Consider the following 23,991-nt stretch of genomic DNA (forward strand, 5'->3'; position numbering starts at 1 on the left):
TGCATTGTGTTATAATAAAGAAAATACATTTGAGGTGATGATTATGTCTAAAAAAATTATCGGTATTGACTTGGGTGGTACATCTGTTAAATTGGCCATTTTGACTACTGAGGGAGAAATTCAAGAAAAATGGTCTATCAAGACAAATATTTTAGATGATGGAAGTCACATTGTTCCTGATATTATTGACAGTATCAAGCATCGATTTAAAACACATGGTTTGACAAAGGATGACTTCTTGGGTGTTGGTATGGGGTCTCCAGGTGTCGTTGATAGCGAAGCTGGTACTGTTATCGGTGCCTATAACCTCAACTGGAAAACCTTGCAATTGGTTAAAGAGCAGTTTGAATCTGCCCTTGGTTTGCCATTCTTTATCGACAATGATGCCAACGTTGCAGCCCTTGGTGAGCAATGGGTTGGTGCTGGAAACAACAATCCAAACGTTGTCTTTATGACGCTTGGTACAGGTGTCGGCGGTGGTGTCATCGCTGCTGGAAACTTGATTCGTGGGGTCAAAGGTGCTGGTGGTGAATTGGGCCATATCACAGTTGACTTTGATGAGCCATTTGCATGTACTTGTGGTAAGAAAGGTTGTCTAGAAACAGTTGCTTCAGCAACAGGTATTGTCAATCTCAGCCGTCGCTATGCTGATCAATACGCTGGCGATGCAAAACTGAAACAAATGATTGACGATGGCCAAGATGTAACGGCTAAGGATGTCTTTGATTTGGCAAAAGAAGGCGATGATTTGGCTTTGATTGTCTACCGTCACTTCTCAGAATACCTAGGTGTTGCTTGTGCCAACATTGCTGCAGTCCTCAATCCTGCCTACATCGTTCTAGGTGGCGGTGTATCAGCTGCAGGAGAGTTCTTATTGGATGGTGTTCGCAAGGTCTTTGCTGAAAATAGCTTCCCACAAATCAAGGAAAGTACACAAATTGTCTTGGCAACACGTGGTAATGATGCAGGTGTATTGGGCGCAGCATCACTCGTCTTGAAATAATCGTTAAAAGCAGAGGGAACTCTGCTTTTTTAAATCCGCCGTCACAATTTCTTTATATACATATATTGAAAAATGTAGTATTTAAGCGTACAATGAAAGTGTAAAGAGAAAGGAGTGTCACCTTATGAAACAGGTAAACATGTCTAAAATAATCAACTATCTGACCATTCTTGGTTTATTGATTTTGTTATCTGCCTTTTTCCTTGATAACTGGATTCGTGACTGGTTTTTCCCGTCTAGCTGGGGAAACGTAGCAACTATGTTGATACTCCCTCTACTGGGGACTCTAATTCTCATACTATCTATCTACTATAAAAAATTGTGGACTGGTTTGATTAGTATCTTCTTAATGATCTCATTTCCTCTGATATTCGGTATTGGCTACTTTATATTTGGCCCCTAGAAGGAGTGGTTATGAACCTGACTTTACTAAAAAGATTAAATCTAGTTTTGTATGGTATCGCAATTTTTCTCATCGTCATGCTATTTTTACCAATAGGCCAATGGTTTGATATTGTAAACGTGAATTTCAAACTAGCATTTTTCATCATTCCCTTTTTCGGTCTAGCTAGCTTACCAACGGCTATTTATACGAAGAATGTTCGTCAGATATTGTTGAGTGTTCTCTTGCTAGCCTTGTATTTTATATTGTTCAGTCTAGTAACTACCCTCGCTGGTTTGTTCCAGCTCAACCTCTACCCCCTGCTCTATAAATGACAACTCCAGTTCAAAACTGGAGTTTTTTGCTAGAATTTGCTATACTAAAATTATGACAAAAGCAGATAGTATTTTTAAAGAAAACATTCGTAAGATTATGGAAGAGGGCGTTTTTTCGGAAAATGCTCGCCCTCGTTACAAGGATGGAAATGTAGCTAATTCCAAGTACGTTACAGGCGCCTTTGCTGAATATGATTTGTCTAAGGGCGAGTTTCCTATTACAACACTTAGACCTATTCCAATTAAGTCGGCCATCAAAGAAATTCTCTGGATTTACCAAGACCAGACCAATGATTTGTCGGTTTTACAGGAAAAATACGGTGTCCAGTATTGGAATGACTGGGAAGTTGAGGGAACTGGTACAATCGGTGAACGTTACGGTGCTATTGTGAAAAAACATGACATTATTTCAAAAATCCTCAAGCAATTGGAGGAAAATCCATGGAATCGCCGCAATGTGATTTCATTGTGGGATTATGAAGCGTTTGACCAATCTGCAGGTCTCTTACCGTGTGCCTTTCAGACTATGTTTGACGTTCGACGAGTGGATGGGGAGATTTACCTGGATGCAACTCTAACTCAGCGGTCAAATGATATGCTAGTAGCCCATCATATCAACGCGATGCAGTATGTAGCCCTTCAGATGATGGTTGCTAAACATTTTGGCTGGAAGGTTGGGAAGTTTTTCTATTTCATCAACAATCTTCACATCTATGATAATCAGTTTGAACAAGCTGAAGAATTGCTCCGTCGTACACCATCTGAAGTAGAGCCTCGTTTGGTCTTGAACGTCCCAGACGGAACAAACTTTTTTGATATTAAAGCAGAAGATTTTGAGTTGGTGGACTATGAGCCAGTTAAACCGCAACTCAAATTTGACTTGGCGATTTAAGATGAGGGGGCTTTCCAGCACCAGTGAGATTCACATTCTACGAATCTCGGAATCTCCCCTATCTCTGAGGAGTCGGTGATAGTTTCAGCATGATAAAAATTTGCACTAGACCTACTTGGTAAGTGCATTTTTCATGTTTTTTTGATAGAATGATAGGACGGAAAGTGAGAGAAAATGACTAAAAAGATTGTTGCCATTTGGGCTCAAGATGAAAATGGATTGATTGGAAAAGGTGATAGACTTCCTTGGTCATTACCAGCTGACTTTGCTCATTTCAAAGAAACGACAACAGGTCACACGATGGTGATGGGACGTATAACCTTCGACGGCATGGGTAAACGTGCTCTTCCCAATCGTCACACCATCGTTTTGACAACGGATAAAACCTATCAACTAGAGAGTGAACGTGTTACCATTTTACACAGTGTGGAAGATGTCCTAGATTGGTATAACAAACAGGAGCAGACACTATTTGTGATTGGTGGGGGACAAATTTTTACTGCCTTTGCACCTTACATTGAAACATTAATAGTGACAGATATTCACGGTCAATTTAATGGCGATGTGTATTTTCCGAAAGCATTTCCTATGGAGAAATTTCAGCTACAAAGCGCCAATTTACGTCCAAAAGACGAGAAAAACCCGTATGATTTTACAATAAAAACCTATGAAAGAAGAGATGGTTAGGCATGGAGAGAAGTTTATTCGGTTTATTTACAGCATTTCTCTGTGGGATTTGTGTTCTTTGTGCGATTCAAGCCTTTCGGAAGAAACGTTTTGGTTTAGCAATTTTATTTTTACTGAATGCTTTTACCAATCTGGTCAATAGTATTCATGCTATTTATGGATTTTTATTTAGATAAGAGATATGAAAGAGGAAACACATGGCTGTTAAGCATACACATGAGCTAATCTATTGCTCATTTTGCGGAAAAAATCAAGAAGAAGTTAAAAAAATTATCGCTGGGAACAATGTCTTCATTTGTAATGAATGCGTGGAACTAGCACAGGAAATCATTCGTGAGGAACTGGCAGAAGAAGTTTTGACAGACTTGGCCGATACGCCAAAGCCACAAGAATTACTCAATATCCTGAACAACTACGTCATCGGACAGGATCGTGCAAAACGTGCTTTAGCAGTAGCCGTTTACAACCACTACAAACGTATCAATTTCCAAGATAGCCGTGATGAGAACGATGTTGATTTGCAAAAATCAAATATCCTCATGATTGGCCCGACTGGTTCAGGAAAAACCTTCCTAGCTCAGACCTTGGCTAAAAGTTTGAATGTCCCGTTTGCTATTGCTGATGCGACCGCTCTTACTGAGGCGGGTTATGTTGGTGAAGACGTAGAAAATATCCTTCTCAAACTTTTGCAGGCTGCAGACTTTAACATCGACCGTGCAGAAAGAGGAATTATCTATGTGGATGAAATTGATAAGATTGCCAAAAAAGGTGAAAATGTGTCCATTACCCGCGATGTATCTGGTGAAGGTGTCCAGCAAGCTCTCCTAAAAATTATCGAGGGAACTGTGGCCAGCGTACCACCACAAGGCGGACGCAAACATCCAAACCAAGAAATGATTCACGTGGACACCAAAAATATCCTGTTTATCGTTGGCGGTGCATTTGATGGTATCGAAGAAATCGTCAAACAGCGTCTCGGTGAAAAAATCATCGGTTTTGGTCATAATAATCGTGCTATTGATGAAAAAGAATCATACATGCAACATATCATTGCAGACGATATTCAAAAATTCGGTATCATTCCAGAGTTGATTGGTCGCTTGCCTGTATTTGCAGCTTTGGACCAATTGACAACAGAGGATTTGGTACGCATTTTGACGGAACCGAAGAATGCTCTTGTAAAACAATACCAGACACTCTTGTCTTATGATGACGTGGAGCTTGACTTTGATGAGGACGCCTTGTTAGCAATTGCAGAAAAGGCAATTGAACGTAAGACTGGTGCTCGTGGACTTCGCTCCATCATTGAAGAAACGATGTTGGATGTCATGTTTGAGGTGCCAGGCCAAGATAACGTTAAACGCGTTCGTGTAACAAAAGCAGCAGTAGACGGTAAAGAAAAGCCTTTACTAGAAACTGCATAAAAAAATAAAGGGTGGAAACTGATTGTTTTCTACCCTTATTTATGAAAGGTATAAAATGGAAATCAACACACATAATGCTGAGATTTTGCTCAGTGCTGTTTCAAAAGCCCAGTATCCGGGCGATGACATTCCAGAAATTGCCCTTGCCGGGCGATCTAACGTTGGAAAGTCCTCATTTATCAATACTCTTCTAGGAAGAAAAAATCTTGCACGTACGTCAGGAAAACCAGGAAAGACTCAACAACTCAATTTTTATAATATAGATGATAAAATTCGATTTGTAGATGTTCCAGGTTATGGCTATGCTAAAGTGTCCAAAACAGAGCGCGCTAAGTGGGGCAAAATGATTGAAGAGTATTTGACAACACGAGAAAATCTACGTGTTGTGGTGAGTTTAGTAGACATGCGTCATGAGCCATCAGCAGATGATGTTCAAATGTATGATTTCTTGAAATATTATGAAATTCCTGTTATTATTGTGGCAACGAAGGCTGATAAAATCCCACGAGGAAAGTGGAATAAGCACGAATCGATGATTAAAAAGAGATTGGATTTTGATAAAAATGATCAATTCGTTATCTTTTCTTCCGAAACTCGTCACGGATACGATCAGGCATGGGATGCTATCTTAAGTAACATCTAATAAACAGTTCAGGAGAAAAATCATGGAACGTACTTTCTTCATCATCAAACCAGATGCTCTTAAGCGTGGACTTGCAGGACAAATTCTTTCACGTATCGAACGCAGGGGATTTCAAATCCAAGATTTAAAAATGGTTACAGCGACAGAAGAGCTAATCAGTCAACATTATGAACATTTGACAGATAAACCTTTCTTCCCGCAATTAGTACAATATATGACGAGCGGGCCGATGATAGCTGGCATTATAGAAGGGCCAGAAATTATCAAATCTTGGCGAGATATGATGGGAGCTACCAATCCAGTCAACGCCCTACCTGGGACTATTCGTGGAGATTTTGCGACAGCGCCCGTTGAGGGGATTGTGGCAAATGTCGTTCATGGCTCAGATAGTGCAGAAGCAGCCGAACGCGAGATCGGTCTTTGGCTGGGAAAATAGCAGAGCAGACACCTAGTTTTCTAGGTGTTTTTCTTATGGAAAATTATCACTAAATCTGATATAATGAGGAGTAATACCCTTGTAGAGGAAGAAACATGAACTTAGAAGATTTGAAAAAACGACAGGAGAAAATTCGTAATTTCTCCATTATTGCCCATATTGACCATGGGAAATCAACTCTGGCTGACCGTATTCTTGAAAAAACAGAAACAGTTTCTAGCCGTGAAATGCAGGCCCAGTTGCTCGACAGCATGGACTTGGAGCGGGAGCGTGGCATTACCATCAAATTGAACGCTGTTCAGCTCAATTACAAGGCTAAAGATGGGGAAACCTACATTTTCCACTTGATTGACACGCCTGGACACGTGGACTTTACCTATGAAGTATCGCGTTCCCTAGCTGCCTGTGAGGGCGCAATCTTAGTGGTGGATGCAGCCCAAGGGATTGAAGCTCAAACCTTGGCCAATGTTTATCTAGCCTTGGACAATGATTTGGAAATCTTGCCAATCATTAACAAGATTGACCTACCAGCAGCAGACCCTGAGCGTGTTCGTCAGGAAATCGAAGATGTGATTGGTTTGGATGCCTCAGAAGCAGTGCCAACATCAGCCAAGGCAGGTATTGGTATCGAGGAAATCTTGGAGCAGATTGTCGAGAAGGTTCCAGCACCGACTGGTGATGTCGAAGCTCCATTGCAAGCCTTGATTTTTGATTCGGTTTACGATCCCTATCGTGGCGTTATCTTGCAAGTTCGTATCGTCAACGGTGTGGTAAAACCTGGCGATACTATTCAGATGATGAGCAATGGCAAGACCTTCGATGTGACGGAAGTCGGTATCTTCACACCAAAAGCAATCGGTCGTGATTACCTAGCGACTGGTGACGTTGGTTATATCGCTGCTTCTATCAAGACGGTTGCAGATACTCGTGTCGGTGATACGGTGACCTTGGCTGAAAATCCTGCCAGTGAGCCACTAGCGGGCTACAAGCAGATGAACCCAATGGTCTTTGCCGGTATCTATCCGATTGATTCCAATAAGTATAATGACTTGCGTGAAGCTTTAGAAAAACTCCAGCTAAACGATGCCAGCTTGCAGTTTGAACCTGAAACATCACAGGCACTCGGATTTGGTTTCCGTTGTGGATTCTTGGGACTTTTGCACATGGATGTTATCCAAGAACGAATTGAGCGTGAATTTAACATTGACCTTATCATGACAGCTCCGTCGGTAGTTTACCATGTCAATATAACAGACGGTGAAATGATTGATGTGGCCAACCCGTCAGAGTTCCCAGACCCAACCAAGATTGCCAACATTGAAGAACCTTACGTTAAAGCACAAATCATGGTACCACAAGAGTATGTCGGTGCAGTTATGGAATTGGCTCAACGCAAGCGTGGTGACTTTGTAACCATGGATTATATTGACGATAACCGTGTCAATGTTATCTACCAAATTCCACTGGCTGAGATTGTCTTTGACTTCTTTGACAAACTCAAGTCTTCTACCCGTGGCTATGCAAGCTTTGACTACGAGATTTCTGAATACCGCTCATCCAAGTTGGTGAAAATGGACATTCTCCTCAATGGTGACAAGGTCGATGCCCTCAGCTTTATCGTCCACAAGGAATTTGCCTACGAACGTGGTAAAATTATCGTGGATAAGCTCAAGAAAATTATTCCACGTCAGCAGTTTGAAGTGCCAATCCAGGCAGCAATCGGTCAGAAAATTGTTGCCCGTAGCGACATCAAGGCCCTTCGTAAGAACGTTTTGGCTAAATGTTATGGCGGTGACGTTTCCCGTAAACGCAAACTCTTGGAAAAACAAAAAGCCGGTAAAAAACGGATGAAAGCAATCGGATCCGTCGAAGTCCCTCAGGAAGCCTTCCTCAGCGTTCTCAGCATGGATGAAGACGATAAGAAATAAACTTGATACAAAGAAACACTCCTGCATTTTCTTGCAAGAGTGTTTTCTCTTATTTACGTTTCATTTCACCTTGTGGGTAGTAAGTCCCTTCAGGCATATCATTGATGAAAATGTGAATGGCTTCTTTGGGTGCGTTTGTATTGCGAGATACAACCTCGGTTACTTCACGTGCAAGGGCAATCTTTTGTTCTTCCGTGCGTCCTTCAAACAAATCAATACGTACAAATGGCATAGCATTTCTCCTTAAGTTTTCTAGTTTCAGTATAGCATATTTCTTACCTGTTTTCTATAAGCAAATCGTTGACGACGTTTACAATTTTTGCTATTCTATACTTACATAGGAGGTAATGACTTATGAACTATGTTTATCGTATGATTTTATCGTTCCTACTCGCTGGATTATTTTTGTATCTAGTGATAACTGTTTTTTACCAAACTATATGGGAAGGCCCTTTGTTTTTTGCATTTTCCTTCCTCAGTTTAATCTATGGATGTGCTATGCTCTACAAGTGGAAACCAACGGCAGCTAAAATCATTTTCCAATGTATTGGAGAATTTCTCTCTTTACCATGGTCTTAATATCAAACAAGCTCAAAACGGGCTTGTTTTTCTATTTCCTAAATGGTCAATTTATGATAGAATGGAGGGAGTGAAAATTTAAGATTGGAAAGAGAAAAGTGGCTCAATTATATTATAAATATGGGACAATGAACTCAGGAAAAACCATTGAGATTTTGAAGGTTGCCCACAACTATGAAGAACAAGGAAAACCTGTTGTTATCATGACATCTGCACTTGATACTCGTGATGCCTTTGGTGTTGTATCCAGTCGTATAGGCATGAGAAGAGATGCAGTGGCGATTGATGATGATATGGATATCTTTGGTTTTATTGAAAAAATGGAACCGCGTCCTTACTGTGTTCTCATTGATGAAGCACAATTCCTTCGTCGCCATCACGTTTATGACTTGGCACGAGTGGTAGATGAATTGGATGTCCCAGTTATGGCTTTTGGTCTAAAAAATGATTTCCGAAATGAACTGTTTGAAGGTTCCCAACATTTGCTCTTATTGGCTGATAAATTAGATGAAATCAAAACAATCTGCCAATATTGTTCTAAAAAAGCGACAATGGTTTTGAGAACACAGGATGGAAAACCTACTTATGAAGGAGAACAAATCCAAATTGGTGGCAATGAAACCTACATTCCTGTCTGTCGCAAACATTACTTTTCACCGGAGATTGAACTGTAAACTAAGGTTTTAAATCAAAGGCTGAAGGTACAATTTTTGAAAAACCGAAAACAGGCTACGAACTGTGCTTGTTCTAGCTGAGTCCTGTGACAATACGAACAGAACTGAATACGCCTACGACTCTGTGGAAATAGATAATTCTTTCTAGAAACCGAAGTTTCCACGTCAGAATTCCTAATTTCCTTTGAGTCGCTTAACGGCATTAATATCTTAATGGAATTGAACACGCCCTACAAGCTAACTAGAAGTGTGTTCGGTCAAATATTTAGAAAGAAATTGAATACGGGCTACGAACTGTGCCTGTTTCATGACCTACATATTACAGAAAGGAATTGAACACGCCCTACAAGCTAACTGGAAGTGTGTTCGGTCAAATATTTAGAAAGGAACTGAATTCGGGCTACGAACTGTGCAAAAAAGATAGTTTTTCCTAGGACGCTTTCGTCCTTCGTCAAAACTCCTATTTTTGCTTTGTTCGTTTAACGCCCTTAATATCTTAAAATTATGAACATCTACGATCAATTACAGGCGGTGGAGGACCGCTACGAGGAACTTGGTGAATTGTTGTCTGACCCTGATGTAGTCAGCGATACTAAGCGTTTTATGGAGTTGTCTAAGGAAGAAGCTGCAACTCGTGATACAGTAACAGCCTACCGCGAATATAAGACTGTACTTCAAAACATTGTCGATGCAGAAGAGATGATTAAAGAATCTTCTGGTGATGCTGACTTGGAGGAAATGGCTAAGGAAGAACTCAAACAAGCTAAGGCTGATAAAGAAGCTTACGAAGAAAAGCTGAAAATCCTTCTCTTGCCAAAAGATCCTAACGATGACAAAAACATCATCTTGGAAATCCGTGGCGCCGCAGGTGGTGATGAAGCTGCCCTCTTCGCTGGTGACCTCTTGACCATGTATCAAAAATATGCAGAAGGTCAAGGCTGGCGTTTTGAAGTCATGGAGGCTTCTTATAATGGTGTCGGCGGTATCAAGGAAGTAGTTGCCATGGTATCTGGCCAATCCGTTTATTCAAAACTCAAGTATGAGTCAGGAGCTCACCGTGTCCAACGTGTCCCTGTGACAGAAAGCCAAGGTCGCGTTCATACTTCTACGGCAACCGTCCTCATCATGCCAGAAGTTGAAGAAGTGGAATACGACATTGATCCAAAAGATCTTCGTGTCGATATTTACCACGCATCTGGTGCCGGTGGTCAGAACGTCAACAAGGTTGCGACTGCCGTGCGTATCGTTCACTTGCCAACCAACATCAAGGTGGAAATGCAGGAAGAGCGTACTCAGCAGAAAAACCGTGAAAAAGCTATGAAGATTATCCGTGCCCGTGTAGCTGACCACTTTGCACAGATTGCCCAAGATGAGCAGGATGCTGAGCGTAAATCAACTATCGGTACAGGTGACCGTTCAGAGCGTATCCGTACCTACAACTTTCCACAAAACCGTGTGACAGACCACCGTATCGGCTTGACCTTGCAAAAGCTCGATACCATCTTGTCAGGTAAGATGGACGAAGTCGTTGATGCCCTTGTTCTCTACGATCAAACGCAAAAACTAGAAGAGCTTAACAAATAATGAATTACGCTCAATTATTTGCAGCATACGAAGAACAATTAGTCGCAATCGGTGAAGAGGCAGAGTCCCTGTCCTTCACCTTTCGTGGCTTAAAGGGATTGAACTTTACGGAATTTCTCCTCCTGCTCCGTCAGGAAGTCACACCGACTGACAAAGAAGAGATTGATGCGATTTTTCAGCAACTTTCCCAACACCGACCTGCCCAGTACATTATCGGCAAGGCTGATTTCCATGGCTTGGAGTTTGCGGTGGATGAGCGAGTCTTGATTCCAAGACCTGAAACGGAAGAATTAGTTGATTTAATTTTACAAGAAAATAGCGGAGCAGGTTTGCGTATCTTAGACATCGGTACAGGAAGCGGTGCCATAGCTATTTCCCTTGCAAAAGCTAGATCTGATTGGGAAGTGGTAGCGGTTGACATTTCAAAGGATGCCCTAGCAGTGGCTCAGGAAAATGCAAGAAACAATCAAGTCTCTGTTCACTTTCTAGAATCGGATGTCTTGCAAGCTGTGACAGGGAAATTTGACATCATTGTTTCTAATCCGCCCTATATCTCACCAGATGACACAGATGAAGTTGGACTCAATGTATTGACTTCTGAGCCTCATCTTGCCTTATTTGCGGAAGAAGATGGCATGGCTATTTATAGACAAATTGCGGAGCAAGCAGGGGTATTTTTGAAGGAAAAAGGAAAACTCTACTTTGAAATTGGCTATAAGCAAGGGCAAGACCTAACTGACTTACTCGCTCTGCATTTCCCAAAAAAGCGAATTAGAGTCCTCAAAGACCAATTTGGACAGGATAGAAAGGTCGTAGCGGATGACAATGGATAAACTCCGAACAATTCTTGAAAATGGTGGTGCTGTTATCCTTCCAACTGAAACAGTCTATGGGCTTTTTGCCCAAGCCTTGAATGAAGATGCAGTCAATCATGTCTATCAGTTGAAACAGCGTCCGAGGGACAAGGCAATGAACTTAAATGTCTCAAATCTGAACGATATTTATTTTTTCAGTCAAAATACACCCTTTTTTCTGGAAAAACTGTATAATAGATTTATGCCAGGACCGCTAACGATTATCCTGAAAGCAAACAAAAATGTTCCTTTTTGGGTTAATTCTGGACTGGATACTGTTGGATTTCGTCTTCCCAATCACGAACAAACCTTACGTTTGATTTCAGAGACTGGCCCACTCATTGGACCGTCCGCCAATATTTCAGGAAACGAAAGCGGCAAGAATTTTTCGGACATCCAGGCACAATTTTCAGTTGATTTGCCTGGCATTGAGGATGACCAAGCTCTAACAGGCATTGATTCAACGATTTTGGACCTTTCTGGACAGAAAGCGCGGATTTTGCGCCAAGGCGCTATCAGCCGCGAAGAGATTCAGAAAGCCATTCCCGAAATAGAATTTGAGGTAGTTTTATGATTCGTCCCATTGAGAAAAGTGACTTGATAGTCATCCGAGAAATCAATGCTCAATCCTTAGGGTATGATTGTTCATTGGAACAAACTGAGCGACAATTTTTTAGATGCACGAGTACATTGGGGCATATCTTGTTGGTCTATATAGATGACATAAGTGGCGCAGTGCAAGGTTACATTCACGCACAAGTCTATGAAAGTCTCTATTCGGATACAGGCCTCAATATTCTCGGACTAGCTGTTTTGTCTAGTCATCAAGGACAAGGGATTGGAGCAAGTCTGCTGAAAGCCGTTGAGCAAATTGCACAGAAAGAGGGCTACCATTTTATTCGCCTCAATTCTGCTGGAAGTCGTCTCCAAGCCCATCTTTTCTACGAAAAGAATGGCTATCACTCCGATAAAATGCAGAAGCGTTTTATCAAGCACATTTAGCCCAATACAAAGGAGTACCGTATATGATTTTTGACAAAGTTAACTACAAAGAATTTGATAAAGAAGTTTGGGAAGCTATCCAAGCTGAAGAAAAACGTCAACAAAATAATATTGAATTGATTGCGTCTGAAAATGTTGTTTCTAAAGCTGTTATGGCAGCTCAAGGTTCTATTTTGACCAATAAATACGCAGAAGGTTACCCAGGTCGTCGTTACTATGGCGGTACGGAATGCGTTGATGTAGTTGAAAGTTTAGCTATTGAACGTGCTAAAGAAATATTCGGTGCGAAATTTGCTAACGTTCAACCACACTCAGGAAGCCAGGCCAATTGTGCTGCCTACATGGCCTTGATTGAGCCAGGAGACACTGTTATGGGAATGGACTTAGCTGCAGGTGGTCACTTGACTCACGGTGCATCAGTTAGCTTCTCAGGACAAACTTACAACTTTGTAGCTTACAATGTTGACGAAGAAACTGGCTTGCTTGATTACGATGCAATTTTAAAACAAGCAAAAGAAGTACAGCCAAAATTGATTGTAGCAGGTGCTTCAGCCTATGCACGTACAATTGACTTTGCTAAATTCCGCGAAATTGCAGATGCAGTGGGTGCCAAACTGATGGTGGATATGGCTCATATTGCTGGTCTTGTAGCAGCAGGTCTTCATCCGAACCCAGTGCCACATGCCCATATTACAACAACTACGACTCATAAAACTCTTCGTGGGCCACGTGGTGGTTTAATTTTGACCAATGATGAAGAGCTCATCAAGAAAATCAACTCAGCCATCTTCCCAGGCATCCAAGGTGGTCCATTAGAGCATGTTATTGCTGCAAAAGCCGTATCTTTCAAAGAAGTTTTGGACCCAGCTTTCAAAGACTATGCTCAGAAAGTGATTGAGAACAGCAAGGCCATGGCCGAAGTCTTCCTTGCAAACCCTAACTTTAAAGTCATCACAGGAGGAACAGACAACCATCTCTTCCTCGTTGACGTGACCAAAGTTGTTGAAAATGGTAAAATTGCTCAGCATCTCTTGGATGAAGTAAATATTACTCTCAATAAAAACTCAATTCCTTACGAAAAACTCTCACCATTCAAAACAAGCGGTATCCGTATTGGCTCTGCGGCCATTACTGCTCGTGGTTTTGGAGTCGAGGAAGCTCGCAAGGTTGCACAACTAACTATCAAAGCACTTGAAAATGCAGAAAATGAAACCGCTCTTGAGGAAGTCCGTCAAGAAGTGCGTGCTTTGACAGATCAATTCCCACTTTACGAAGGTTTATAATGGATATATTTGTAAAAAAAGCCATCATACATCAATTTAGTCCTGATGATACAGAGCTGGTCCTTGCCGACCAGCTTTTGACTGTTAGCCCAAAAATAGAAGAATATTTGCGTAAAAAGATTGAACGTGTCTTTTCTGATGAAGCAAAAACAGGACAATTTAACCCCGACAATCCCTTTCTTGACTATTTAGATGGTGACCTACTGACCAACTCTGTCAAGATTGCTAATCTATGGAAAGAAGAATTTTCAATTTCTGAGAATTTAAAAACCAATGACCTCATTTTCATAGAGTTTGAACGAAATGGTGTTGAACATTTTGCCTTTTTGAGAATCTCACTGCGTGAAAATCTCGCCCACGTTGGTCTGGAAAGCGGAAGTCCTTTAAAAATCACCCAGAATAATTTACCTGGAGCAGGTTCAGCACCTGATGAAGCCTTGATTGTCAATCTTCAAACGCGGAAGTATCATTTGATTGAGAAAAGAATCAAACACAATGGAGCCTTCCTCAATTATTTCTCAGATAATCTTCTGCAAGTTACACCAGCTATTTCTGCAAAAAAATCAATCAAAGCAGTAGAGCAAACTGCACAGAAGATTGCTGACAATTTCCATCAAGGCGATTTTCAATTTCAATCGAAAGTCAAGTCAGCTATTTTTAACAATTTGGAAGAAGATAATGAGCTTTCACCTGAAAAATTGGCTGATCAGTTATTCGATAACAACCTGACCGCTCGTTTAAATTTCGTCGATCAACTGAAAGAGGTCATACCTGATAAGATTTCCTTCGATGAAATTGATAGTAGCCGTCAACTTAAGAAATTTGAAAATCAGAAGCTATCTTTATCAAACGGAATTGAGTTGATTGTGCCAAATGCAATCTATGAGGATGCAGAATCGGTTGAGTTTATTCAAAATGACAACGGGACCTATTCTATTCTTATCAAAAATATTGAAGACATAAAGAGCAAGTAAATGAAAAAACTGATACGTACGCTGATACTTCTTTTGCTGATTTTTCTCGGTTACAAATTCTATCAAACCTACAGTGCAGTCAAGCAAGTGATGACCTATCAAACTATGGTACAAGAAGTATTGGCTGAAAACGACACACCAGCTAATGAAGAACTAGTCCTAGCAATGATTTACACAGAAACCAAGGGACAAGAAGCAGATGTCATGCAATCAAGTGAGTCCGCTACTGGCTATGCTAACACTATCACGGATAGTAGAGAGAGTATCAGGCAAGGAATTATCTACCTAACAGAAAACCTACGGTTGGCTGAGGAAAAAGGAGTAGAGGTTTGGACAGCAGTTCAGGCATATAATTTCGGTCCAGCCTACATCGACTATATTGCTGAGCATGGTGGAGAACATACACTCTCTTTAGCTAAAGAATACTCCAGAACAGTAGTAGCACCAAGCTTAGGGAATACTACAGAAGAAACATATACCTATTTTCATCCCTTGGCTTTGCTAAATGGTGGGAAGTTATATGTAAATGGTGGAAATATCTACTATGCTAGACAGGTTCGTTTTAATATGCACCTGATGCGCCTCATTAATTTATTTTAATACCTATCAAACTCATCGGAAATCTGATGAGTTTTTAACTACAGCATTTTTACAAACTAGGTAAAATTGTAGTATAATAAAGAGAATAGGAGACAGAGTGATGAAACGAAATGTATTGATTACAGGTGCAAGTAGTGGTATTGGCAAAGCAATCGCTTATGTGTTTGCTGCTAATGGTGATAATATCATCATTACAGGACGAAGATTGGACAAACTAGAAGAAATTAAGCAAGATATTGAAAAGCAATACCATGTTCAGGTATCAGTTCATTCATTTGATATTACGAATATGGAACAAACAATTGTAAATTGTCAAAAAATCTTAGAAGAAGTCGGACAAATTCATATTTTGGTAAACAATGCTGGCCTGGCATTGGGATTGGACAAATTCCAAGACTATGATTTGACTGACATGATGACAATGATTGATACCAATATTAAAGGATTACTAACTGTGACACGTCAGTTATTGCCACAAATGGTTGAAAATAATGAGGGTCATATTATCAATATTGGCTCAACGGCCGGTATTTACGCCTATGCAGGAGCTGCTGTCTATGCTGCAACCAAATCAGCTGTCAAGGTGCTTTCAGACGGGATCCGTATTGACACGATTGATAAAAATATCAAGGTAACTACGTTACAACCCGGTATCGTTGAGACTGATTTTAGCCAAGTCCGTTTTCATGGAGATAAAGAGAGATCAGCGACAGTCTATCAAGGAATTGATGCTCTTCAAGCAAATGATATTGCCAGCTGTACTCTATTTGTTGCAAATCAACCTGCACATGTGCAGATTTCTGATATGACCATTATGGCAACCAAACAGGCAACTGGCTTTACTATTCATAGAGATTAGAGGGGAGATAGCTAGAATGAAAAGAAAATATTTAGCACTCGCTCTTGGCTTGCTCACTATCATGTCGCTTTCTGCCTGTCAAACTGAAAAGAAGGGCAGTTCCGCAAGTACCTCAACTGCTGATACCCAGGTTTCTAATGCCAATACAAGCACGTCATCAACAATCCAACGTGAGATTTCTCTTAGTTCTATGGATATAGATGCTCTAATGCAAGGCAATTACGATAGTATACTAGGCACCTGGCAAAATAGCCAAGGAAATTCACTAGTCTTCAATAGCAAAGGATTAGTAGCAGATAGCCAATCCTTACTTGGCCGCGGAAAAATAACTGACGGAATTTTTGAAACAGGCTATGTAGACGCAATGATTGGCGATGTAACACTATTAATGATTCCCAAAGGAACACAAGCAAATACAACTGAGACAGACACTACTGACTCTACGCGCGATAGAATGATTGTAATAAGCCAAGAAACAGCAGCAGACGTGATAGATGTCTATTATCGCTTGACCAATTCAGCCACTAGCGGTATAGACCCATTAAAAAATACTGAAACAGGCGTACAGTTGGATAGTGGACCAAAAACGATTGATTATGCCAACTCAATTTTAGGCGAAAACAATTGGCGCGTCATTGAAGGTAACTACACGCGCACCGAATCTATTCCTTATAATGTTTTGGAAGGCGATGATAATGCCCGTTACACTATTTACCAAAACGGTGTCATTATCAATGCAGATTATCAAATTGTTTATCAACCATAATGATTCTCTAGGAGGTTAGACATGACATTCACATCATTTGAACCAACACGCAATGTGCAAGATTTTCATTTGGCAGCCTTTGCCTACTATGATGGACTAGATGTAATCGACCAACTCAAGCCAGGAACACCTGTTCAGCTAGTCGGAGAGCCTTCAAACCCACATGATTCAGAAGCTGTAGCAATCTTTTATCAGGGCACAAAGTTAGGATATATCCCATCGGATAAAAACTCACTAATCAGTCGGTTAATCTATTTTGGACACGGCGATATTCTAGAGGCACGTATTCAGATGTCCAATACAGAAAATCATCCTGATCGCCAGTTTCGAGTCGTTGTAAAACTAAAAGATAATCGTAAAAATGATAGTCGGTAATTTACCAACCTACCCATTTTCTACTTAACACGGAGCTGTGCTCTCCGTTTTTGTTCTTCAATAATGCTTAAAAAGGCTGCAAACTCCCTATCCAGGCGATGTTGGTAGGCCTTATTTTTTATTGTGAGATCTTCCAGGGACACTGGATAGGTTCCTTTTTTATACAATTCTCCCTGAAAGAAGAAGCGGTCCGATAATTTATCAACTGAAACAAGAGAAGAACGCCAGCGGCTTTTACGAGAATGAGAAGGTTTCCAAGATATTTTTAATTGCTTCTCATAAAAGTACCAGCCCATAATATAGATTTTAGTAATCTGATTTCGTTTTCTGTCTTGATAGAAACAAGGAACTGCATAAACATTTCCATGCTTTGTTTGCAAAAAAGGATGGAAATCTTTTATCTTTTCGTATTCTTTCTTTGGAATAAGGGTTAATTGATTATCCTTAATAACCTTCTTTTCATCAATAGTATATGAATAACGGTAGGGGTCATAAATGGTTGATTGTCCACGCGCTCTATAACGCTCTGCCATTTCCTTAAAAATAGGTAGACGTCCATAACCATCCATCAGACTAGATAGACTAAGTCCTCGTCGATTATTATTTTTCTTCACACCAAGAATCTGGCAGGTAGGCCAATAATTGATAGGAATGGCTCCTAATCCGACCAGAAGACTAGCGCTGTCAAAATGACTGGCAAAGCGTACCTCACGAGTGTGACCAGTCTCATTTTTCAAATCAACAAATACAGGTTGCTTGTCCTGTTCAAAAACAATTATATAATTTCCAGAAGACTCCGTATTTTCTCTAATTGGAACGGTGTAGAAGTGGTGAAAATTTGGTAATTCTAGTAACTTTCCAAGTGTTGATGTTTTCATAACACAAGTATAACAAAAAATATTTTTCAAATCCACAAAAATGTTTAATTTGTTAAACAAAAAATGTAAAGAAGCTGGGAAAGACATCCATGACGACTTTCCCACTCCCACCCTTTATTCAAGGATAGGTGATAATTGTCTTATCTACCGAATCTTCTAAAGCCTGGCGCGATTCTTCTGATAAACGCAAATCTGCAAGGGTTTGTTCTGAAAAATAGTAGGGATTTAGACTATCTATAAATGCAGAAATTGAAATGACAGCTTTCTCCAATATCAGAGATTTTTCAGTGTAAGCAAAGGGAATAGCAGACCAATCATCACTCTCGAACATTTCTAAAATATCTTTTTGAACTTGAATTTCAGCCTCATTTTTAGCTGAAACTAGGATTGTTTTTAGTGTAGTACGAAAACTCTCCTTGTCTTGCACCAAGTCTTCCAAGGTCAACAAGCTTTCATCTGCCTTCTCATAAAAAATATCTAATTCCGTCACTGACGAAGTAGTCACATGGAGCCAGTCAGCCTTGATACTGGTTTTCATTACTGCATAGGCAGAAGTATTTTCAAAGGGACTGCTGCGCGTTTGAGGATAGAGAACAATCCACTCTTTCTGGAATAGATTGTCAGGTTTAGCTATTTTCAGTTCCTCCTCAGAAGCTGTACCAATCCGCTGGCTGATAGCAGTAGTGTCATCTCGCTGAAAGAATCCAATGATACGCGGATTTTGCGGACCACCAATGGCATCAATTTTTGTTCCTAGATCATTAATAATGCGTATGTTCAAGGCATGCCACTGCTCATTTAATAGTCTATTTTGCTCTTTTCCGAGCCAGTAGATTCCGATACAAGATAGACCAGTGGCAATAAGCAAGACAAGTAACAGCACTTTCGAGTATTTCAACACAGCCATCACACCTTTCTAAAACGTTTTCAGTCATATATTATCATATATAAATATCAAAAGCAACTATTTTAAGGTACCACATTAAACGGTTACACAAGTATATAAATTCTAAGTTTACGACAGGAAAGGCCTTAGTTAGCAAATAAATACTAGCTAAAGCCTTTTTGTACTTTCTATTACGATTGGAGAGATTTTATCATCAGTAGAATGATTTCTTCCAGTTCTTCACGTTTCTTGATTGGAAGTTTGTTTAACTCGTTCAATACATTGTAATTTGTTGTTGAATCCACTACTTGAAAAAAATCAGATACTTCAATTTCAAGAGCAGAAATGATTTTTTCAAGAGTATCAACTTTTATATTTGAACCTTTTGTTTCGAGGTTGGAAATATAGTCTATTCCGACCTCTGCTTTTTCACTTAACTGTTGCTGGCTCAGATTTTTTGCTTTTCGAATTTGGCGAACACGAGTACCGATATATTGTTTTAATGTCATTTGATTTCACTCCCTCATTACTATCTAAATGATACGAGGAAATAAGAACGAATATAACCAGTCTTCAGACTAAATATTCATTATTATTTTGTGTATAGAATAACTTTTGTGCTATAATAGACTTGAACAAAAATTTTTGTTCATAAAAAAATTAAAAGGGGAATCATATGAGAAGACCAAAAAAGTTGTCGAATCTCTTGCTGTAACTGTCGCCATCGGTGCATCAGCTACTAATCTTCAGGTAAATGCTGAAGAAATCGTAACACCTGTTGCTGAATCGGCTGAAACTGTCGTTACCGCAACACCTACCACTATCTCTGCTGAACAAGTAGAGCAAGCTAAAGAAGTAGCATCTGCAGACGCAGAAGCTGTTAAGGTACAAGATGCCGTTGATAAGGCTGCTGGCGAAGCTGTTGCTAACGAGACAAAGGCTGTTGAAGGTTTGACTGAGGTAGTAGCTAAAGCATCAACTGCTCAAGACGCACTTCCAGCTGCTGAAGCTGAAGTTGCCACTCAAACAAAAGCCGTAACAGATGCAGAAACAGCAGTAACAAAAGCAGAAGAAGTTGTTGCATCACAAGAAGGTGATGTTGCAAAAGCACAAGAAACGGCAGATGCCGCTAAAACTGCAGAAGCACAAGCATCAGCAAAATTGGAAGAAGCAAAAGCTCAACCAGTTATAACTGCTGAAACTGTGAACACACAAATTGCAGCAACTAAGAGCACGATTGCAACAAAAGAAGCTGAAGTGGCAGAAACTACAACAGCTATTGTAGCAACCGAAGCTAAACTTGCCAGTGCAAAAGAAGCTGTGGCAAATTACAAGCCAACAACTGTAACAGAAACAGTTGCAACAACTAACTATGTAGACCTTACAGGTGCTGACCGTGACATGGAAGACATTGTCCGTGAACAGTTCCCAGATGAGAATCCTGCAGATTATGCCCGTAAATTGGAAACAGTCATTTTTGATGGTGAAGATACTCAGACAATTGTTTTGACACCAGAGCAAGCTGCTGAATACAAAGAAACAGGTTCATTCACTTATGTATTTGATGCTAAGGCCGTATCAGAAGAAGCTGCAAAAATTATTGCTGAATTGCGTCGCATTAACGGTATCACTTTGAAACCAATGCGTAATACCACTCAAGAAGCTTTGGAATTGAAAGTAACCGATAGTTTCGTAGCTTTCACCCAAAAACGTGCTCAAGAGTTGTTGACAAGTTATTCTCATGGTAGTTCATTAGTAGATCCAGTAAATGGTTATGATATGTCACGAGTAAGTGAGTCATTAGGGGGCGGACTATTCGATATGACCAGTGCAGAGACAAAGAAAAAGAAAGTTTTGTCACACGCTGAGGTCGCTTATAATGTGATACTCAACTGGTTCAGTGATTATAAAAACGCAACGGGTGCAAACTTCGGACACCGTTTGCATATGCTCGATGCTTCAGGTAATATTGCTATTGGTATGGCTACCGAAGGTGAACGTCAATATTTTGTACTACTATCTGATGGAAACCCTCGCACCGTTAATTACGAACAATCAGTTGTTAATGGTAAATTGACACAGACTTTCAACGGTAATCGTTTGAAATACTTACCAAAACGTACTTTCAACTATGTAGTAAGTACAGTTGTTGATAACAGTCAAGCCTTGAAAGACGCTGTAGCTAAACTTGAAGCTGAAAAATCAGCACTTTTGACACAACAAGCACAAGCAACTAAGACTTTGAATCAAGCTTTTATCTCACTTGCTAGCTTGGAACAAGCTAAGACAGATGTTACACTTGCAAATACTAAACGCACAGTAGCTATTGCCGAAGCACAAGACGCTTTTGATAAGGCAAGTGCAGCCGCTAAAACAGCTGCAACAAACTTGCAACAAGTTCTTGCATCATATGAAGCATCCCTTTCAAGCTTGTCAACAGCTAAGGGTGATGTGAAAGTTGCTCAAGATAAATTAGCAACCGCTCAAGCTAAGGTGACTGAATTGAAAGCCTTGCTTGCAAATCAAGGCCAATTACTTGCAGATTTGGATGCAGCTAAAGCACGTTTGGCGGATGCTACCCTTGCTAAGAGCCAATCAAGTGCATTGTTGGCAGAATTGACCGCAAAAGCTAAAGCATCACAAACTGAAGCAAACCGTCTAGCAACCTTGTTTGCATTACAAGAGCAATTTAACACAGTCATTACTGACGATACGGTGACAGCAACACCAAAAGATGCACCAACAGTAAATGAAAAACCAGCTCTTAATATTGATGATGTTATTAAAGCAACGCCAAAAGATGAACAGACAGTATCAGACTTGCCAGTTGTTAAAATCGATACTGATAAAGAGCGAGATTTAACCGTTATTGGCGAAGAGGGCAATGCCGATAAGGAAAAAACGGTTGTTGCTACGACAGTTTATAAACCACAGCCAGGAGTAACTGTTCAACGAACGACTAGTGGAGAAAAAGTAACTTATTCACGTGTTGAACGTGCTCATACATTGCCAAATACAGGCTCAGAGGATAACATCGTTTTGATGGGCATTGGAGTTGTCTTAGCTGGTCTAGGTCTTGCAGGAACAAGAAGACGTAGACACGGGTAAGCTATAATATAATAGAAATCTTCTTACTATTTGTAGGAAGATTTTTTTATTGAGTGCAGTTTATCAAAAAAGAAGCCCTAATTTTGATTTAGGACTTCTTTTTTTGGAGACAATTTGGAGACAGTTCAAGTCTATCTTGATTATCTTCGTACCTTTATGACAATTTAAATACTAATTAAAAACAAATTTCGTCTGTTTCCAAGTTTGCAATGCTCTTTTGTTTTCAAGCGTCGGGTAAATTAGTCTGATTGAATTGCTGATAGAGCCTATCCCCAGGCTCTATCACTCCCACTCAACTGTTGCTGGTGGTTTACTTGTTATATCATAGACGATGCGGTTGACGTGGTCGACTTCGTTTACGATACGGACAGAGATTTTTTGAAGAACATCCCATGGTAGTTTGGCAAAGTCAGCTGTCATTCCATCGACAGAAGTGATAGCACGGATAGCGATAGTGTAGTCGTAGGTACGACCATCTCCCATGACACCTACGGAGCGAACGCCAGTATTAACCGTGAAATATTGCCACACATCGCGGTCAAGACCCGCTTTTGCAATTTCCTCACGCAAGATAGCGTCAGATTCGCGAACAGTTTGAAGTTTTTCCTCAGTGATTTCACCCATGACACGAATGGCAAGGCCTGGTCCTGGGAATGGTTGGCGCCATACAACTTCATCCGGCATACCAAGAGCAGTACCGAGAGCACGAACTTCATCCTTAAAGAGAGTATTGAGCGGTTCAATCAACTTGAACTGCATATCTTCTGGCAGACCACCAACGTTGTGGTGAGATTTGATTGTCTCAGCAGTATCCGTTCCTGACTCGATAATATCGGTATAAAGTGTTCCTTGCGCTAGGAATTCAACATCAGTCAACTTGCTCGCTTCATCGTCAAATACGTAAACAAATTCATTACCGATGATTTTACGTTTCTTCTCAGGGTCAGATACGCCAGCAAGTAGATCCAAGAAACGCTTAGCAGCATCGACGCGAATAATATTGAGACCGAACTTACCGCCCAACATTTCCATAACCTGATCGCCTTCATTCTTACGTAGAAGACCGTGGTCAACGAAGATACAGGTCAATTGGTCACCGATAGCGCGTTGAAGAAGGACACCGACAACAGATGAGTCAACACCGCCTGAAAGACCAAGTAGAACTTTCTTGTCGCCAACTGTTTGGCGGATTTTTTCAATTTCTGTTTCGATGAAGTTTTCCATTGTCCAGTCGCCTTTGGCTCCACAGATACCAAACGCAAAGTTTTTCAAAATATCGTTTCCATATACGGAATGACGAACTTCTGGGTGGAACTGGATACCGTAGATACGGCGTTCCGTGTTTTCAATGGCAGCGTAAGGGCAGTCAGCAGACAGACCAACCAGGTGGAAATCAGCAGGAATTTCAGTTACTGCATCACCGTGGCTCATGAGTACAAGCTGTTCTTCTGGTGTTCCAGCAAAAAGCGCTGATTCAGTCTTCAGTTGAAGATTTGATTGACCATATTCACGATTTCCAGCCTCACCAGCAGGAACAACCTTACCACCCAATTTGTGAGTAATCAACTGCATACCATAGCAAATCCCCAAGATTGGAATACCTAATTCAAAGATTTCAGGATCAATATCGAAGGCATTTTCAGCGTAAACAGAGTTTGGACCACCTGAAAGAACGATACCGATCGGATTGATGGCACGAACTTCTTCAGCAGTAATTTTGTGATTTTTCAATTCTGAAAAGACACCAAATTCACGAATTCGACGTGAGATGAGCTGATTGTATTGACTTCCATAATCCAATACAATAATTTTTTGGACATCTTGTTTTGTCATGTTTTT

At 40.5% G+C, this 23,991-nt stretch carries 26 protein-coding genes; 21 read left to right on the top strand and 5 right to left on the bottom strand.

The features are described 5' to 3' along the window. Window positions 1-43 precede the first annotated feature (43 nt). The 9 genes from F9856_RS03185 to lepA all read left to right on the top strand — a co-directional run bounded on the left by F9856_RS03185 (window position 44) and on the right by lepA (window position 7,730). The gene (locus tag F9856_RS03185) at window positions 44-1,003 is read left to right on the top strand and encodes an ROK family glucokinase (protein ID WP_202105709.1); all 960 of its coding nucleotides are present in this window, start codon (window positions 44-46) and stop codon (window positions 1,001-1,003) included. A gap of 124 nt (window positions 1,004-1,127) precedes the next feature. Beyond that, window positions 1,128-1,406 carry a hypothetical protein gene (locus tag F9856_RS03190; protein WP_002934968.1) on the top strand — a complete coding sequence of 93 codons (279 nt, stop codon included), beginning with the start codon at window positions 1,128-1,130 and terminating at the stop codon, window positions 1,404-1,406. An 11-nt stretch (window positions 1,407-1,417) separates the two neighbouring features. Continuing rightward, window positions 1,418-1,720, top strand: a complete 303-nt coding sequence (locus F9856_RS03195) for a hypothetical protein (RefSeq protein ID WP_109371446.1) — start codon at window positions 1,418-1,420, stop codon at window positions 1,718-1,720. Window positions 1,721-1,772: 52 nt separating this feature from the next. Next, the gene (locus F9856_RS03200; protein ID WP_202105710.1) at window positions 1,773-2,612 is read left to right on the top strand and encodes a thymidylate synthase; all 840 of its coding nucleotides are present in this window, start codon (window positions 1,773-1,775) and stop codon (window positions 2,610-2,612) included. A gap of 174 nt (window positions 2,613-2,786) precedes the next feature. Beyond that, window positions 2,787-3,299 (top strand): dihydrofolate reductase, encoded by a 513-nt coding sequence (locus F9856_RS03205; RefSeq protein ID WP_202105711.1) that lies wholly within the window; start codon window positions 2,787-2,789, stop codon window positions 3,297-3,299. Window positions 3,300-3,496: 197 nt separating this feature from the next. Beyond that, window positions 3,497-4,723: an ATP-dependent Clp protease ATP-binding subunit ClpX gene (gene clpX / locus F9856_RS03210; RefSeq protein WP_002934974.1), complete on the top strand. Its 1,227-nt coding sequence runs from the start codon at window positions 3,497-3,499 to the stop codon at window positions 4,721-4,723. 55 nt (window positions 4,724-4,778) lie between these two features. Continuing rightward, window positions 4,779-5,366, top strand: a complete 588-nt coding sequence (gene yihA, locus F9856_RS03215) for a ribosome biogenesis GTP-binding protein YihA/YsxC (protein ID WP_024406326.1) — start codon at window positions 4,779-4,781, stop codon at window positions 5,364-5,366. 22 nt (window positions 5,367-5,388) lie between these two features. Next, the gene (gene ndk, locus F9856_RS03220; RefSeq protein ID WP_024380696.1) at window positions 5,389-5,802 is read left to right on the top strand and encodes a nucleoside-diphosphate kinase; all 414 of its coding nucleotides are present in this window, start codon (window positions 5,389-5,391) and stop codon (window positions 5,800-5,802) included. Window positions 5,803-5,897: 95 nt separating this feature from the next. Then, window positions 5,898-7,730: a translation elongation factor 4 gene (lepA, locus tag F9856_RS03225; RefSeq protein WP_202105712.1), complete on the top strand. Its 1,833-nt coding sequence runs from the start codon at window positions 5,898-5,900 to the stop codon at window positions 7,728-7,730. 49 nt (window positions 7,731-7,779) lie between these two features. On the opposite strand, the gene F9856_RS03230 is transcribed toward lepA, so the two are convergent. Continuing rightward, complete coding sequence (locus F9856_RS03230; RefSeq protein ID WP_044681621.1) at window positions 7,780-7,962, bottom strand: 4-oxalocrotonate tautomerase; 183 nt, start codon at window positions 7,960-7,962, stop codon at window positions 7,780-7,782. Window positions 7,963-8,407: 445 nt separating this feature from the next. On the opposite strand from F9856_RS03230, the gene F9856_RS03235 reads away from it, so the two are divergent. From F9856_RS03235 to F9856_RS03285, 11 genes are all read left to right on the top strand, one after another. Continuing rightward, complete coding sequence (locus tag F9856_RS03235) at window positions 8,408-8,983, top strand: thymidine kinase (RefSeq protein ID WP_202105713.1); 576 nt, start codon at window positions 8,408-8,410, stop codon at window positions 8,981-8,983. 504 nt (window positions 8,984-9,487) lie between these two features. Then, a complete protein-coding gene (gene prfA, locus F9856_RS03240) occupies window positions 9,488-10,567 on the top strand; it encodes a peptide chain release factor 1 (RefSeq protein ID WP_015646857.1) in 1,080 nt (359 codons plus the stop codon). After that, entirely contained in the window at window positions 10,567-11,400 is an 834-nt protein-coding gene (gene prmC / locus F9856_RS03245; protein ID WP_202105714.1) for a peptide chain release factor N(5)-glutamine methyltransferase, read from the top strand. Before prfA ends, prmC begins: the two co-directional genes overlap by 1 nt. Next, entirely contained in the window at window positions 11,387-11,995 is a 609-nt protein-coding gene (locus F9856_RS03250) for an L-threonylcarbamoyladenylate synthase (RefSeq protein ID WP_202105715.1), read from the top strand. The genes prmC and F9856_RS03250 overlap by 14 nt, the downstream gene beginning before the upstream one ends. Beyond that, window positions 11,992-12,423 carry a GNAT family N-acetyltransferase gene (locus tag F9856_RS03255; protein WP_202105716.1) on the top strand — a complete coding sequence of 144 codons (432 nt, stop codon included), beginning with the start codon at window positions 11,992-11,994 and terminating at the stop codon, window positions 12,421-12,423. Before F9856_RS03250 ends, F9856_RS03255 begins: the two co-directional genes overlap by 4 nt. Window positions 12,424-12,446: 23 nt before the next feature. Next, window positions 12,447-13,706 (top strand): serine hydroxymethyltransferase, encoded by a 1,260-nt coding sequence (glyA, locus tag F9856_RS03260; RefSeq protein WP_202105717.1) that lies wholly within the window; start codon window positions 12,447-12,449, stop codon window positions 13,704-13,706. Next, window positions 13,706-14,680, top strand: coding sequence for a nucleoid-associated protein (locus tag F9856_RS03265; protein WP_015646852.1), 975 nt, complete (start codon window positions 13,706-13,708; stop codon window positions 14,678-14,680). The genes glyA and F9856_RS03265 overlap by 1 nt, the downstream gene beginning before the upstream one ends. Then, complete coding sequence (locus F9856_RS03270) at window positions 14,681-15,280, top strand: lysozyme family protein (RefSeq protein WP_002934990.1); 600 nt, start codon at window positions 14,681-14,683, stop codon at window positions 15,278-15,280. It begins immediately after the preceding gene. Between the two features lie 100 nt (window positions 15,281-15,380). Beyond that, window positions 15,381-16,139, top strand: coding sequence for an SDR family NAD(P)-dependent oxidoreductase (locus tag F9856_RS03275; protein WP_202105718.1), 759 nt, complete (start codon window positions 15,381-15,383; stop codon window positions 16,137-16,139). Between the two features lie 16 nt (window positions 16,140-16,155). Then, window positions 16,156-16,905: a DUF6287 domain-containing protein gene (locus F9856_RS03280; protein WP_202105719.1), complete on the top strand. Its 750-nt coding sequence runs from the start codon at window positions 16,156-16,158 to the stop codon at window positions 16,903-16,905. Between the two features lie 21 nt (window positions 16,906-16,926). Further along, complete coding sequence (locus F9856_RS03285) at window positions 16,927-17,280, top strand: HIRAN domain-containing protein (RefSeq protein ID WP_002943204.1); 354 nt, start codon at window positions 16,927-16,929, stop codon at window positions 17,278-17,280. Window positions 17,281-17,300: 20 nt separating this feature from the next. On the opposite strand, the gene F9856_RS03290 is transcribed toward F9856_RS03285, so the two are convergent. The 3 genes from F9856_RS03290 to F9856_RS03300 all read right to left on the bottom strand — a co-directional run bounded on the left by F9856_RS03290 (window position 17,301) and on the right by F9856_RS03300 (window position 19,553). Next, a complete protein-coding gene (locus F9856_RS03290; protein WP_202105720.1) occupies window positions 17,301-18,158 on the bottom strand; it encodes a hypothetical protein in 858 nt (285 codons plus the stop codon). Window positions 18,159-18,276: 118 nt separating this feature from the next. Next, window positions 18,277-19,065 carry a hypothetical protein gene (locus tag F9856_RS03295; RefSeq protein WP_202105721.1) on the bottom strand — a complete coding sequence of 263 codons (789 nt, stop codon included), beginning with the start codon at window positions 19,063-19,065 and terminating at the stop codon, window positions 18,277-18,279. A gap of 170 nt (window positions 19,066-19,235) precedes the next feature. Then, window positions 19,236-19,553 (bottom strand): helix-turn-helix domain-containing protein, encoded by a 318-nt coding sequence (locus tag F9856_RS03300; protein ID WP_044688291.1) that lies wholly within the window; start codon window positions 19,551-19,553, stop codon window positions 19,236-19,238. Window positions 19,554-19,689: 136 nt separating this feature from the next. Here F9856_RS03300 and F9856_RS03305 point away from each other — a divergent pair, with 136 nt between their 5' ends. Continuing rightward, entirely contained in the window at window positions 19,690-22,152 is a 2,463-nt protein-coding gene (locus tag F9856_RS03305; RefSeq protein WP_202105722.1) for an LPXTG cell wall anchor domain-containing protein, read from the top strand. A gap of 282 nt (window positions 22,153-22,434) precedes the next feature. Here the strand turns inward: F9856_RS03305 and guaA are convergent, their stop codons facing one another. Beyond that, complete coding sequence (gene guaA, locus F9856_RS03310) at window positions 22,435-23,985, bottom strand: glutamine-hydrolyzing GMP synthase (protein ID WP_002934999.1); 1,551 nt, start codon at window positions 23,983-23,985, stop codon at window positions 22,435-22,437. Between the last annotated feature and the right edge of the window lie 6 nt (window positions 23,986-23,991).

This window comes from Streptococcus suis (assembly GCF_016743335.1).
GTDB classification, from domain to species: domain Bacteria; phylum Bacillota; class Bacilli; order Lactobacillales; family Streptococcaceae; genus Streptococcus; species Streptococcus suis_Y.

Bases quoted from the DNA above. Each gene is read 5' to 3' on its own strand.
- F9856_RS03205 (WP_202105711.1), top strand. From the start codon at position 2,787: ATGACTAAAAAGATTGTTGCCATTTGGGCTCAAGATGAAAATGGATTG.
- F9856_RS03275 (WP_202105718.1), top strand. From the start codon at position 15,381: ATGAAACGAAATGTATTGATTACAGGTGCAAGTAGTGGTATTGGCAAA.
- yihA (WP_024406326.1), top strand. From the start codon at position 4,779: ATGGAAATCAACACACATAATGCTGAGATTTTGCTCAGTGCTGTTTCA.
- F9856_RS03290 (WP_202105720.1), bottom strand. From the start codon at position 18,158: ATGAAAACATCAACACTTGGAAAGTTACTAGAATTACCAAATTTTCAC.
- F9856_RS03250 (WP_202105715.1), top strand. From the start codon at position 11,387: ATGACAATGGATAAACTCCGAACAATTCTTGAAAATGGTGGTGCTGTT.
- F9856_RS03265 (WP_015646852.1), top strand. From the start codon at position 13,706: ATGGATATATTTGTAAAAAAAGCCATCATACATCAATTTAGTCCTGAT.
- ndk (WP_024380696.1), top strand. From the start codon at position 5,389: ATGGAACGTACTTTCTTCATCATCAAACCAGATGCTCTTAAGCGTGGA.
- F9856_RS03200 (WP_202105710.1), top strand. From the start codon at position 1,773: ATGACAAAAGCAGATAGTATTTTTAAAGAAAACATTCGTAAGATTATG.
- F9856_RS03195 (WP_109371446.1), top strand. From the start codon at position 1,418: ATGAACCTGACTTTACTAAAAAGATTAAATCTAGTTTTGTATGGTATC.
- F9856_RS03185 (WP_202105709.1), top strand. From the start codon at position 44: ATGTCTAAAAAAATTATCGGTATTGACTTGGGTGGTACATCTGTTAAA.
- clpX (WP_002934974.1), top strand. From the start codon at position 3,497: ATGGCTGTTAAGCATACACATGAGCTAATCTATTGCTCATTTTGCGGA.
- lepA (WP_202105712.1), top strand. From the start codon at position 5,898: ATGAACTTAGAAGATTTGAAAAAACGACAGGAGAAAATTCGTAATTTC.
- guaA (WP_002934999.1), bottom strand. From the start codon at position 23,985: ATGACAAAACAAGATGTCCAAAAAATTATTGTATTGGATTATGGAAGT.
- F9856_RS03285 (WP_002943204.1), top strand. From the start codon at position 16,927: ATGACATTCACATCATTTGAACCAACACGCAATGTGCAAGATTTTCAT.
- glyA (WP_202105717.1), top strand. From the start codon at position 12,447: ATGATTTTTGACAAAGTTAACTACAAAGAATTTGATAAAGAAGTTTGG.
- F9856_RS03255 (WP_202105716.1), top strand. From the start codon at position 11,992: ATGATTCGTCCCATTGAGAAAAGTGACTTGATAGTCATCCGAGAAATC.
- F9856_RS03230 (WP_044681621.1), bottom strand. From the start codon at position 7,962: ATGCCATTTGTACGTATTGATTTGTTTGAAGGACGCACGGAAGAACAA.
- F9856_RS03280 (WP_202105719.1), top strand. From the start codon at position 16,156: ATGAAAAGAAAATATTTAGCACTCGCTCTTGGCTTGCTCACTATCATG.
- prfA (WP_015646857.1), top strand. From the start codon at position 9,488: ATGAACATCTACGATCAATTACAGGCGGTGGAGGACCGCTACGAGGAA.
- prmC (WP_202105714.1), top strand. From the start codon at position 10,567: ATGAATTACGCTCAATTATTTGCAGCATACGAAGAACAATTAGTCGCA.
- F9856_RS03190 (WP_002934968.1), top strand. From the start codon at position 1,128: ATGAAACAGGTAAACATGTCTAAAATAATCAACTATCTGACCATTCTT.
- F9856_RS03300 (WP_044688291.1), bottom strand. From the start codon at position 19,553: ATGACATTAAAACAATATATCGGTACTCGTGTTCGCCAAATTCGAAAA.
- F9856_RS03270 (WP_002934990.1), top strand. From the start codon at position 14,681: ATGAAAAAACTGATACGTACGCTGATACTTCTTTTGCTGATTTTTCTC.
- F9856_RS03295 (WP_202105721.1), bottom strand. From the start codon at position 19,065: ATGGCTGTGTTGAAATACTCGAAAGTGCTGTTACTTGTCTTGCTTATT.